Raw genomic sequence first — 12,241 nt, forward strand, 5'->3', positions numbered from 1 at the left:
CGTACGGTGAAACCACTCCGACGGAGCCGGGGTTCCGACCGGACTGTGCCTGTATATCAACGATCCGCCGCACCGGCGCGGTAGCACCCGTACGGCGGATCCTTGTGTTCCGCATGCCCCGTTCGTGGGGTTTCGCTCACCGTCGGGGTTGGGCGTCCAGGACCTGCTGGAGGGCTTCGAACTCCTCGACGCACTTGCCGGAGCCGAGGGCCACGGAGTCGAGGGGGTCTTCCGCGATGTGGATCGGCATGCCCGTCTCGCGGCGCAGCCGCTCGTCCAGCCCGCGCAGCAGGGCGCCGCCGCCGGTGAGGACGATGCCGCGGTCCATGATGTCGCCGGAGAGTTCCGGCGGGCACTTGTCGAGGGTGGTCTTGACGGCGTCGACGATGGCGTTGACCGGCTCCTCGATGGCCTTGCGCACCTCGGCGGCCGAGATGACGACGGTCTTCGGCAGGCCGGAGACGAGGTCGCGGCCGCGGATCTCGGTGTGCTCGTCCTTGTCGAGGTCGTACGCCGACCCGATCGTGATCTTGATCTGCTCGGCGGTGCGCTCGCCGAGGAGGAGCGAGTACTCCTTCTTGATGTGCTGGATGATCGCGTTGTCCAGCTCGTCGCCGGCGACCCGGATGGACTGCGCCGTGACGATTCCGCCGAGGGAGATGACGGCGACCTCGGTGGTGCCGCCGCCGATGTCCACGACCATGTTGCCGGTGGCCTCGTGGACGGGCAGGCCCGAGCCGATGGCGGCGGCCATGGGCTCTTCGATGATGTGCACCTGCCGGGCGCCGGCCTGCGTGGACGCCTCGATGACGGCACGGCGCTCCACTCCCGTGATGCCGGAGGGCACGCAGACCACGACCCGCGGACGGGCCAGGTAACGCCGCTTGTGGATCTTGAGGATGAAGTACCGGAGCATGCGCTCGGTGATCTCGAAGTCGGCGATCACGCCGTCCTTGAGGGGTCGTACGGCGACGATGTTGCCGGGCGTCCGGCCGATCATCTTCTTCGCCTCGGAGCCGACCGCGAGAATTCCACCGGTGTTCGTGTTGATGGCGACCACGGACGGCTCGTTCAGGACGATTCCCCGGCCCCTCACGTACACCAGCGTGTTGGCGGTCCCGAGGTCGATCGCCATGTCACGGCCGATGAACGACATGTTGTTCCCCTTGTTCCCCATGAGGAGCGTCTGGCCTTCCAGTTGATAGCGGCTGCTGTCAGGTCGGCGAGGTGGGTGTGTGGGTGGAGGCCCCATCGTAGTGCCGCGAGTGTGAACACCGCGCGACGGGACTCCGGCAATCCCGCCGGAACGGAAACCCGCCCCCTGAGTGGTGACGTCGTGTCCTGTCCTTGCGTTCCCGGTCGGCGGCCCCAATACCGAAGGGCGACCGAAATTACTTCGGTCGCCCCAGGTCGAGAGCGCTATTTGGCTGATGTCGTGTCAGTAAAGAGCACTCGGACAGTCGCGCGGCGCGGTCAGAGCGCGGGGAAGAAGAGCTTCAGCTCGCGCTCCGCGGACTCCTCGGAATCCGAGGCGTGGATCAGGTTCTCCCGGGTGATGGTGCCGAAGTCACCCCGGATGGAACCGGGCGCGGCGGCGATCGGGTCGGTGGGTCCGGCGAGCTGACGGACACCCTCGATCACGCGTTCCCCTTCGACCACCAGGGCGACGATCGGACCGCTCGACATGAAGCCCATGAGGGGCTCGTAGAAGGGCTTGCCCTTGTGCTCGCCGTAGTGCGTCTCCAGGGTCTCCTGGTCCAGCGTCCGCAGCTCCAGCGCGGGAATGGTCCAGCCGGCCTTCCGCTCGATACGGCCGATGATCTCGCCGATCAGGCCGCGACGGACGGCGTCGGGCTTGAGCAGGACGAGCGTGCGCTGGGTCATGTGACACTCCTTGCGGCATACGGGTGCGGTAGGGCGAATCTACAGGGCCGAACGAGGACCCCGTCACGCAGCGTCAGGAGCACCGGTTTCCGCCTGCGACGCCGCCCAGCGGGCCTTGATCGTGTCGATCCGGCGGCCGTAGTGCACCGAACACCACCACAGGGCCGCGAAGACCGCGCCCAGGAAGAACATGGTGGGCACCACGAAGCCACTGGCGATCAGACCGATCTGCAGGGCCCAGCCCAGCTGCACCGCGCCCGGACGCGACAGCATCCCGCACAGCAGCACCGACAGCAGCATGGTCACACCGCAGACCGTCCAGACCTGGGCCTGCGTCAGGTCCGGGTTCTTCATGGCCACCAGGCCCGCGAAACCGATGACGAAGAATTCACCGATCAGCGTGCTCGCGCAGAGCGTGCGCATCGATCCCTCAGCCCCTCTTGAACAGCAGGCGGGCCTCGCCCACCGTGATCACGGAACCGGTCACCAGGACCCCGGCCCCTCCGTATTCGGCCTCTTCCTCCGCCAGGGTGATCGCCGCCTCCAGCGCGTCGTCCAGGCGCGGTTCCACCTGCACCCGGTCCGGGCCGAAGACCTCCACCGCGACGGCCGCCAGCTCGTCCGCCGACATCGCGCGGTGGCTGGAGTTCTCCGTCACGACGACCTCCGCGAAGATCGGCTCGAAGGCCTCCAGGACACCCTTGACGTCCTTGCCCTCACTCGCCGCCACCACGCCGATCAGCCGGCTGAAGCCGAAGGACTCGGTCACCGCGTCCGCCGTCACCCGCGCGCCCGCCGGGTTGTGCGCGGCGTCCAGGACCACGGTCGGGCTGCGGCGCACGACCTCCATGCGGCCCGGCGAGGTCACCGAGGCGAAGGCCCGGCGCACCGTCTCCACGTCCAGCTCGCGCGCGTGCTCCGCGCCGACGCCGAAGAAGGCCTCGACGGCGGCGAGCGCCACCGCCGCGTTGTGCGCCATGTGGGCGCCGTACAGCGGCAGGAAGATGCCCTCGTACTCGCCGCCCATCCCGCGCAGGGTCAGCATCTGGCCGCCGACCGCCACCTCGCGGGAGACGACGCCGAACTCCATGCCCTCGCGGGCCACCGTCGCGTCCACCTCGACGGCCTTCTTCAGCAGCACCTGCGCCGCGTCCACCGGCTGCTGCGCCAGGATCACGGTGGCGTCCTGCTTGATGATGCCGCCCTTCTCCTGGGCGATCTCGCCGGGCGTGGAGCCGAGCCGGTCCGTGTGGTCGAGGCTGATGGGGGTGATCACCGCGACGGAGGCGTCGATCACGTTCGTCGCGTCCCAGCTGCCGCCCATGCCGACCTCGATCACGGCCACGTCCACGGGGGCGTCCGCGAAGGCCGCGTAGGCCATGCCCGTCAGCACCTCGAAGAACGACAGCCGGTACTCCTCGGCCGCGTCGACCATCTCCACGTACGGCTTGACGTCGTGGTACGTCTCGATGAAGCGCTCGGCGTCGATCGGCAGCCCGTCCAGGCTGATCCGCTCGGTGATCGACTGCACGTGCGGGCTCGTGTAGCGGCCGGTGCGCAGGTCGAAGGCGTTCAGCAGGGCCTCGATCATGCGGGCGGTGCTGGTCTTGCCGTTGGTGCCGGTGACGTGGATGGTGGGGTACGCGCGCTGCGGCTCGCCCAGGACGTCCATCAGCGCGGCGATCCGGGTGACGGAGGGTTCGAGCTTCGTCTCGCCCCAGCGGGTCGAAAGCTCCTGCTCCACCTCCAGCAGCGCCTTCGCCACTTCCGGGTCCTCGGGGCGCGCGGGAACCGGGTCGCCCGTGGGCGGTCCGGCCTGGGCGCGCAGGGTGCGGCTGCCGGCCTCGATCACCGCCAGGTCGGGATCGCGCGTGGATTCCTCCGCCACTATCTGGTCGAACTCGTCGAAGGTGTCGTCGAGGTGGTCGACGTCGTCGCGGTCGTGGCTCTCGGGCTGCTGCTCACTCACGCACCCAGTCTACGGACCGGGGCCCCGGGGACTTTCGACCCGGGCGTTTCGGGACGTTCGGCGCCCGGCGCGACCTGATCGTTATGCAAGCCTTGCGGCAGGAGAGAGGGGAACGAATGCCGCAGGCCAGCACCGAGAAGTCCGCTTCCAGCCGTGACATAGGCATGGATCTGGGGACCGCGAACACCCTCGTCTACGCCCGGGGGCACGGGATCGTCCTCAATGAGCCGTCCGTGGTGGCGGTCAAGGCCGGCACCACCACCGCCCTCGCCGTCGGGACCGAGGCCAAGGAGACCATCGGCCGCACCCCCGGCTCCATCACCGCCATCCGGCCCCTCAAAGACGGGGTGATCTGCGACTACGAGGCGGCCGAGGAGATGATCCGGCACTTCGTCCGCAAGGCCGTGCCCGGCCGGCGGCCCCGCACCCGCATGGTGATCTGCGTACCGTCCGGGGTGACCCCCGTCGAGCGGCGGGCCATCATCCACGCCTCCACCCGGGCCGGGGCCAAGACGGTGCACCTGATCGAGGAGCCCATGGCGGCGGCGATCGGCGCCGGGCTGCCGGTGGCCGAACCGCGCGGCTCGATGGTGGTGGACATCGGCGGCGGCACCTCCGAGGTGGCCGTCATCTCGCTCGGCGGCATCGTCACCTCGCAGTCGCTGCGCGTCGGCGGCGACCGCCTCGACGCCGCGATCATCGACTGGGTGCGCAAGGAACACGCGCTGCTCATCGGCGAGCGCACCGCCGAAGACGTCAAGATCGGCATCGGCTCGGCCTGGCCCGTACCCGACCGGCCGGAGTGGGAGACCCGTACCTTCACCGTGCGGGGCCGCGAGAAGGTCGGCGGCATGCCGAAGACCCTGGAGCTGACCGCGACCGACGTACGGGCCGCCCTCGACGAGCCCATCGAGGCGATCATCGCCGCGGTCCGCGCCACCCTGGAGGAGTGCCCGCCGGAGCTGTCCGGCGACGTGATGGAGCACGGCATCGTCTTGACCGGCGGCGGCGCGCTCCTGCCCGGCCTGGACCTGCGCATCGCCTCCGCCACCGGCATCCCGGTCTTCGTGGCGGACGCCCCGCTGGACTGTGTGGCCCTCGGCTCGGGTCGCTGCGTGGAGGAGTTCGACTCCCTCACGAGCCTGTTGGCACCCGGCCGGGTCTGAGGCCTTCGGCCCTCAGGCCCGCGGCACCACGGCGATGACCACGTACGCGTCCTCCGTGCGCGTCGCCGTCAGCGTGCCGCCCAGGCTGCGGACGCGCTCGGACATGCTCGCCGTCCCCGACCCCGCCGAGACGGGGGCCAGGGCCGGCGCCCGCACCGGCAGGGCGTTGCTGACGGCGATCCGCAGCCGGGGCCCCTCGGCGCAGATCGACACGTCGATGGTCTCCCCGTGCGCGTGCTTGGCCGCGTTCGTCAGGCACTCCTGCACCACGCGGTAGACCGCCGCCTGCCGCAGCGGCGACAGCCCGTGCGCCTCGGGGTCCATGACCAACCGGACGGGCGAGCCGGCCCGACCGCTCTCCTCCGCCAGCGCCGCCAGCCCCTCCACACCCGGGGTCGCGGCCCGCTCGCCGCGCTGCACGATGATCTCGTTCAACACCAGATGGGCCCGCCGCGCCGTGTCGGCCAACTCCTCGAAGTCCTTCGCGTACGCCGTCTCGCGCGCCCGTACCGACAACACCTCGGAGCGCACCGTCAGCAGCGTCAGCTCCCGCCCGACGAAGTCGTGGACGTCGCGGGCGACCGAGGTCCGTTCCTGCTCCACCGCCCCGCGCACCGCGGCCTCGGCCCGGCGGGCCTCCAGCTCGCGCACCAGGTCGTGCCGGCAGGCGGCGATCCCGACGGCGGAGGCGAGGACCCCGATCGGCACGACCAGGCTGAGGAAGGCGCTGAGGCTCTGCGACTTCGGCTCGGGCCAGCCCGGCACGCTGAAGACGGCCAGCGCGAAGGCGACGTAGCCGAGGGTGGCGAGGATCGCGGCCCGCCGGCCCCGGTAGCGGCCGACGGAGTACAGCGCGAACTGGACCAGCGTCAGCTCGTGCAGCCATCCGATGAACAGCAGGGCCGTGAGGAACGCCGCCCACGGCATCCGGCGGCGCAGCAGCAGGGTCGCACAGCCGGCCGTCAGCACCAGGGCGGCCGTCCAGCCGTCGAGCGAGTTGTCGGCGGCGGCGAGGCCGGGCAGGTCCAGGGCCATCAGGGCCAGGCAGCTCAGCGCCGCGAGGACGTCCTGCGCCCGGGGCGAGCCGGCCCAGCCCTCGGCCATCCGGCGGCCGGCGGCCACCGCCCGGTGGTACGCCGACAGGACGGGCTTGACGTGCATGCCACCCATCATCCGTGGTCCCGGCCCCGGATCGAGTCACAGGGTCGGACATATGAAGTGATATGCGGCACGGGAGGCACGGGAGGCACGGCAGGCACGGGAAAGGCCCCCGTACCGTCGGCGCGCGACGGTACGGGGGCCTTCACACCACGGGTCAGGCGGCGGGCAGCGAGTCCAGCTGGGCCTGGATGCGGGCGATGTCGGCCTCGGCCTTGGCGAGCCGGCCCTTGATCTTGTCCACGACGTTGTCGGGGGCCTTGGCGAGGAAGGCCTCGTTCCCGAGCTTCGCCTCGGCCTGCTGCTTCTCCTTCTCGGCGGCGCCGAGGTCCTTGGAGAGGCGCTTGCGCTCGGCGGCCACGTCGATCGTGCCGGACAGGTCCAGCGCGACGGTGGCACCCCCGACCGGCAGGGTGGCGGTCGCGTTGAACGCGTCGCCCTCCGGCTGCAGGCGCAGCAACTGGCGGATGGCGCCCTCGTGCGCGACCAGCGCCGTGCCCGCCAGGTCCAGGCGGGCCGGGACCTTCTGGCCCGGCTGCAGACCCTGGTCGGCGCGGAAGCGACGGACCTCGGTGACGACGGCCTGGAGGTTCTCGATCTCGGCCTCGGCGGCCTCGTCGCGGAAACCGCTGTCCTTGGGCCAGTCGGCGACCACGAGGGACTCACCGCCGGTCAGGGTGGTCCACAGGGTCTCGGTGACGAAGGGGACCACCGGGTGCAGAAGGCGCAGGGTGGTGTCCAGGACCTCGCCGAGGACGCGCCCGGAGACCCGGGCCCCCTCGCCGCCCGCGAAGAAGGTCGTCTTCGACAGCTCGACGTACCAGTCGAAGACCTCGTCCCACGCGAAGTGGTACAGGGCCTCGCTGAGCTTCGAGAACTGGAAGTCCTCGTAGTACGCGTCCACCTGCGCGACCGTCTTGTTCAGGCGCGAGAGGATCCAGCGGTCGGTCGCCGACATCTCCTCGGGGGCCGGCAGCTCGCCCTCGATGGTGGCGCCGTTCATCAGCGCGAAGCGCGTGGCGTTCCAGATCTTGTTGGCGAAGTTGCGGGAGGCCTGGACCCAGTCCTCGCCGATCGGGACGTCGGTGCCGGGGTTGGCGCCCTTGGCCAGGGTGAAACGGACGGCGTCGGAGCCGTACTTGTCCATCCAGTCCAGCGGGTCGACGACGTTGCCGAAGGACTTCGACATCTTCTTGCCGCGCTCGTCGCGGACCAGGCCGGTGAGCGCGATCGTCTTGAACGGGACCTCGCCGTCCATGGCGTACAGGCCGAACATCATCATCCGGGCGACCCAGAAGAAGATGATGTCGTGGCCGGTGACCAGGACGTCGGTGGAGTAGAACTTCTCCAGGTCCGGGGTCTTCTCCGGCCAGCCGAGCGTGGAGAACGGCCACAGGCCGGAGGAGAACCAGGTGTCCAGGACGTCCGTGTCCTGGGTCCAGCCCTCGCCCGTCGGCACCTCGTCGTCCGGTCCGACGCAGACGACCTCGCCGTCCGGGCCGTACCAGACCGGGATGCGGTGGCCCCACCAGAGCTGGCGCGAGATGCACCAGTCGTTGAGGTTGTCGACCCAGTCGAAGTAGCGCTTCTCCATCTCCTGCGGGTGGATCGCGACCCGGCCGTCGCGGACCGCGTCACCGGCGGCCTTGGCGAGGGTCTCGACCTTGACCCACCACTGGAGCGACAGGCGCGGCTCGACGGTGGTGCCGCACCGCGAGCAGTGCCCGACGGAGTGCAGGTACGGGCGCTTCTCGGCGACGATGCGACCCTGCTGGCGCAGGGCGGAGACGACCGCGCTGCGGGCCTCGAAGCGGTCGAGGCCGAGGAAGGGGCCGTGGACGGTGATGACACCGTGCTCGTCCATGATCGTCATGTTGGGCAGGTTGTGGCGCTGCCCGATGGCGAAGTCGTTCGGGTCGTGGGCGGGCGTCACCTTGACGCAGCCGGTGCCGAACTCGGGGTCGACGTGCGTGTCCGCGACGACCGGGATGGACCGGTCGGTCAGCGGCAGCTTGATGAGCTTGCCGACCAGGTGCCTGTAGCGCTCGTCGTCCGGGTGGACGGCGATGGCCGTGTCACCGAGCATCGTCTCGGCGCGGGTGGTGGCGACGACGAGGGTGTCCTCGCCCTCGCCGTACGTGATGGAGACGAGCTCTCCCGCGTCCTCCTGGTACTCCACCTCGATGTCCGAGATGGCCGTCAGACAGCGGGGGCACCAGTTGATGATGCGCTCGGCGCGGTAGATCAGCTCGTCGTCGTAGAGCTTCTTGAAGATCGTCTGGACGGCCTTGGACAGGCCCTCGTCCATGGTGAAGCGCTCACGGCTCCAGTCGACGCCGTCACCGAGGCGCCGCATCTGGCCGAGGATCTTGCCGCCGTACTCTTCCTTCCACTGCCAGACGCGCTCGACGAACTCCTCGCGGCCCAGGTCGTGGCGGGACTTGCCCTCCTCGGCGAGCTGCTGCTCGACCTTGTTCTGGGTGGCGATGCCGGCGTGGTCCATGCCGGGCAGCCACAGGGACTCGTAGCCCTGCATGCGCTTGCGGCGGGTCAGGGCGTCCATCAGCGTGTGCTGGAAGGCGTGCCCCAGGTGGAGGGAGCCGGTGACGTTCGGCGGCGGGATGACGATCGTGTACGGGGGCTTCTCGCTCGCGGGGTCGGCCGTGAAGTACCCACGCTCTACCCAGCGCTCGTAGAGCTTCCCCTCTACCTCGGCCGGCGCGTACTGGGTCGGCAGTTCGGAGTTGGGGGCACTGGGTGTCTGCGTGTTCTCGGTCACGGAGCACAGTTTAGAGGCGTAACGGTCCGGTACTGAAACCGGTAATCCCGGGGCCCCGGCGCGGTGTGCGGGGCCCGCTTCCGCCAGGATGTGTGGAGCAGATAAGCAACCTCACAGGGGGACGCGGGATGAGTTACCACCAGCCGGGCCCGTACGGGCAGCAGCAGCCGCAGCAGCCGGGGCCCTACGGGCAGCAGCCCCCGCCGCCGAACCCGTACGGGCAGCCCGCCGGGCAGCCCGGCTACGGATACCCCCAGCAGGCCCCGCCCGGCGTCCCGCCGCAGGGCTACCCCCCGCAGCCCCCGCAGCCGGGCTACCCGCAGCAGCCGCCGCCCGCGTACGGCTACCAGCAGCCGCAGCAGCAGCCCCCGTACGGCGGCATGCCCCCGCAGGACCCCCCGAAGAAGTCGAAGGCCGGAGTCGTCATCGGCGTGATCGTGGCCGTCGCGGTCATCGCGGGCGGCGGCTGGTACTTCCTGGGCGGCTCCGAGGGCGAGATCTCCGACGCCACCAAGGGCTACAAGCTGGTCGCGCCGCCGTCGGTCGGCGAGTTCCAGAAGAACCCGAAGTACGAAGAGAAGCCGATCACCGACGAGGAGAAGAAGCAGGTCCAGGCCGCCGGCATCATCGACGCCGGCAAGGCGGGCATGAGCTACACGGCCGGCGACCCGAAGAACGCCCTGACGGCCAAGGGCCTGAGCTTCAACGGTTACTTCGGGCGGATCGGCAGCCCGGACAAGTCGGTGGACGCCTACTTCGCCACGGCCCAGATGAACGCGGCCAAGAAGAACGACAAGGTGAACGTCGAGCTCGTCGGGACCCCCAAGGCCATGACCCCCGCCGGTTTCAAGGGCGCCGTGATGAAGTGCCAGGAGGTCAAGTTCACCGCGAAGGACGCGACGGTCAAGGGCCCGAAGGAATCGATCATGCCCCTCTGCGTGTGGGGCGACTACAGCACCCTGGGCACCGTCACGGCCGCCGACCCGGCGGCCTCCCTCACGGGCAAGGCCGGCTACACCCTGGAGCAGGCCGCGGACCTCACCGCCAAGCTCTACAACACCGCCCGCGTCAAGAACTGACGGCGGCCCACGACATACGAGGAGGGGCGCCCCGGATGTCCGGGGCGCCCCTCCTCGCGTGTGTCCTACCGACTACGCCGACTTCTCGTGCGGGCCCTGGTCCTTGGGGACGATGCGGGGGACCAGCGTCGGGTTGACGTTGGAGCGGACCACATCGGAGGTGATGACCACGCGGGCCACGTCCTTGCGGGACGGGACCTCGTACATCACCGACATGAGGACCTCCTCCATGATGGCGCGCAGACCGCGCGCGCCCGTCTGGCGCAGGATGGCCTGGTCGGCGATGGCTTCGAGGGCCTCGCGCTCGAAGTCCAGCTCGACGCCGTCCAGTTCGAACAGCCGCTGGTACTGCTTCACCAGCGCGTTGCGCGGCTCGACGAGGATCTGGAGGAGCGCCTCGCGGTCCAGGTTGTGGACCGAGGTGATGACGGGGAGACGGCCGATGAACTCGGGGATCATCCCGAACTTCACCAGGTCCTCCGGCATGACCTCCTGGAACTGGTCGCTCGCCTCGATCTCCCGCTTCGAGCGGATCGTCGCCCCGAAGCCGATGCCCTTGGCGCCCGCGCGCGACTCGATGATCTTCTCCAGGCCGGCGAAGGCGCCGCCCACGATGAAGAGCACGTTCGTCGTGTCGATCTGGATGAACTCCTGGTGCGGGTGCTTGCGCCCGCCCTGCGGCGGGACGGAGGCCGTCGTGCCTTCCAGGATCTTCAACAGGGCCTGCTGGACGCCCTCGCCCGACACATCGCGGGTGATCGACGGGTTCTCGCTCTTGCGGGCGACCTTGTCGATCTCGTCGATGTAGATGATCCCGGTCTCGGCCTTCTTGACGTCGTAGTCGGCCGCCTGGATCAGCTTGAGCAGGATGTTCTCGACGTCCTCGCCGACGTAGCCGGCCTCCGTCAGCGCCGTCGCGTCGGCGATGGCGAACGGGACGTTCAACATGCGCGCCAGCGTCTGCGCGAGCAGGGTCTTGCCGGAGCCCGTCGGGCCCAGCAGCAGGATGTTGGACTTCGCGAGCTCGATCGCGTCGTCGCGGCCCTGCGCGCCGCCGTTCTCGCCGGCCTGCACGCGCTTGTAGTGGTTGTAGACCGCTACCGAGAGCGCCTTCTTCGCCGGCTCCTGGCCGACGACGTAGCTCTCCAGGAACTCGTAGATCTCACGGGGCTTGGGGAGTTCCTCCCACCGGACCTCGGAGGTCTCCGCGAGTTCCTCTTCGATGATCTCGTTGCAGAGGTCGATGCACTCGTCGCAGATGTAGACACCGGGTCCTGCGATGAGCTTCTTCACCTGCTTCTGGCTTTTTCCGCAGAACGAGCACTTGAGCAGGTCGCCGCCGTCACCGATGCGTGCCACGAGGTGCTTCCCCTTCGCCTGGGAGACGCCTGGTTCAGCGCTCCTGGTGCCTCATATCCGACGGTACCTTGCCGGGGGCCCCGTACGGGGCCCCCTTGACGTGGTTCACATCGCCGAATGCGGCAGCGTGCCCACGCCAACTGGCGGCAAGGATCAGAGCGCGTTGCTCTTGCGGGTGGAGATGATCTGGTCGATCAGGCCGTACGCGAGCGCGTCCTCGGCCGTGAGGATCTTGTCGCGCTCGATGTCCTCGCGGATCTTCTCGATCGGCGTGGTCGAGTGCTTGGCCAGCATGGTCTCCAGCTGGTCACGCATGCGCAGGATCTCGTTGGCCGCGATCTCCAGGTCGGAGAGCTGCTCGCGGCCGGTGCCGCCCGAGGGCTGGTGGATCAGCACGCGGGCGTTCGGCAGCGCCATGCGCTTGCCGGGGGTGCCGGCGGCCAGCAGGACGGCGGCGGCGGAGGCCGCCTGGCCCATGCAGACCGTCTGGATGTCCGGCTTCACGAACTGCATCGTGTCGTAGATCGCCGTCAGCGCGGTGAAGGAACCACCGGGGCTGTTGATGTAGATCGAGATGTCGCGGTCCGGGTCCATCGACTCCAGGCACAGCAGCTGCGCCATGACGTCGTTGGCGGAGGCGTCGTCGATCTGCACGCCGAGGAAGATCACGCGCTCCTCGAAGAGCTTCGCGTACGGGTCGTACTCGCGCACGCCCTGCGAGGTGCGCTCGACGAAGCGCGGGATCACGTAGCGGTTGTCCACCTGCGGGCCGGAGTAGAGGCCGCTCGCGGAGAAGTTGTTCTGCATCTGGGTGTTCACCATCCTGGTGGCGTTGCGCGGGCTGAGG

10 protein-coding genes are annotated in these 12,241 nt (G+C 69.5%); 2 read left to right on the top strand and 8 right to left on the bottom strand.

Annotated features, from left to right (window positions below):
* Window positions 1-136 precede the first annotated feature (136 nt).
* The 4 genes from M4D82_RS11905 to folC all read right to left on the bottom strand — a co-directional run bounded on the left by M4D82_RS11905 (window position 137) and on the right by folC (window position 3,853).
* Entirely contained in the window at window positions 137-1,156 is a 1,020-nt protein-coding gene (locus tag M4D82_RS11905; RefSeq protein ID WP_008738981.1) for a rod shape-determining protein, read from the bottom strand.
* 317 nt (window positions 1,157-1,473) lie between these two features.
* Window positions 1,474-1,884, bottom strand: coding sequence for a nucleoside-diphosphate kinase (ndk, locus tag M4D82_RS11910; protein WP_249766025.1), 411 nt, complete (start codon window positions 1,882-1,884; stop codon window positions 1,474-1,476).
* Between the two features lie 63 nt (window positions 1,885-1,947).
* Window positions 1,948-2,307: a DUF4233 domain-containing protein gene (locus M4D82_RS11915; RefSeq protein WP_249766026.1), complete on the bottom strand. Its 360-nt coding sequence runs from the start codon at window positions 2,305-2,307 to the stop codon at window positions 1,948-1,950.
* Window positions 2,308-2,314: 7 nt separating this feature from the next.
* The gene (folC, locus tag M4D82_RS11920; RefSeq protein ID WP_249766027.1) at window positions 2,315-3,853 is read right to left on the bottom strand and encodes a bifunctional tetrahydrofolate synthase/dihydrofolate synthase; all 1,539 of its coding nucleotides are present in this window, start codon (window positions 3,851-3,853) and stop codon (window positions 2,315-2,317) included.
* Between the two features lie 116 nt (window positions 3,854-3,969).
* On the opposite strand from folC, the gene M4D82_RS11925 reads away from it, so the two are divergent.
* A complete protein-coding gene (locus tag M4D82_RS11925; RefSeq protein WP_249766028.1) occupies window positions 3,970-5,019 on the top strand; it encodes a rod shape-determining protein in 1,050 nt (349 codons plus the stop codon).
* A 12-nt stretch (window positions 5,020-5,031) separates the two neighbouring features.
* On the opposite strand, the gene M4D82_RS11930 is transcribed toward M4D82_RS11925, so the two are convergent.
* Window positions 5,032-6,180, bottom strand: coding sequence for a sensor histidine kinase (locus M4D82_RS11930; protein WP_249766029.1), 1,149 nt, complete (start codon window positions 6,178-6,180; stop codon window positions 5,032-5,034).
* Window positions 6,181-6,334: 154 nt separating this feature from the next.
* Window positions 6,335-8,956 (bottom strand): valine--tRNA ligase, encoded by a 2,622-nt coding sequence (locus M4D82_RS11935; RefSeq protein ID WP_249766030.1) that lies wholly within the window; start codon window positions 8,954-8,956, stop codon window positions 6,335-6,337.
* Window positions 8,957-9,084: 128 nt separating this feature from the next.
* On the opposite strand from M4D82_RS11935, the gene M4D82_RS11940 reads away from it, so the two are divergent.
* Window positions 9,085-10,035: a hypothetical protein gene (locus tag M4D82_RS11940; protein WP_249766031.1), complete on the top strand. Its 951-nt coding sequence runs from the start codon at window positions 9,085-9,087 to the stop codon at window positions 10,033-10,035.
* Window positions 10,036-10,107: 72 nt separating this feature from the next.
* Here the strand turns inward: M4D82_RS11940 and clpX are convergent, their stop codons facing one another.
* The gene (gene clpX / locus M4D82_RS11945) at window positions 10,108-11,394 is read right to left on the bottom strand and encodes an ATP-dependent Clp protease ATP-binding subunit ClpX (RefSeq protein ID WP_249766032.1); all 1,287 of its coding nucleotides are present in this window, start codon (window positions 11,392-11,394) and stop codon (window positions 10,108-10,110) included.
* Window positions 11,395-11,547: 153 nt separating this feature from the next.
* Window positions 11,548-12,216, bottom strand: a complete 669-nt coding sequence (locus M4D82_RS11950) for an ATP-dependent Clp protease proteolytic subunit (protein ID WP_283844466.1) — start codon at window positions 12,214-12,216, stop codon at window positions 11,548-11,550.
* Between the last annotated feature and the right edge of the window lie 25 nt (window positions 12,217-12,241).

Source organism: Streptomyces sp. RerS4 (assembly GCF_023515955.1).
Classification (GTDB): domain Bacteria; phylum Actinomycetota; class Actinomycetes; order Streptomycetales; family Streptomycetaceae; genus Streptomyces.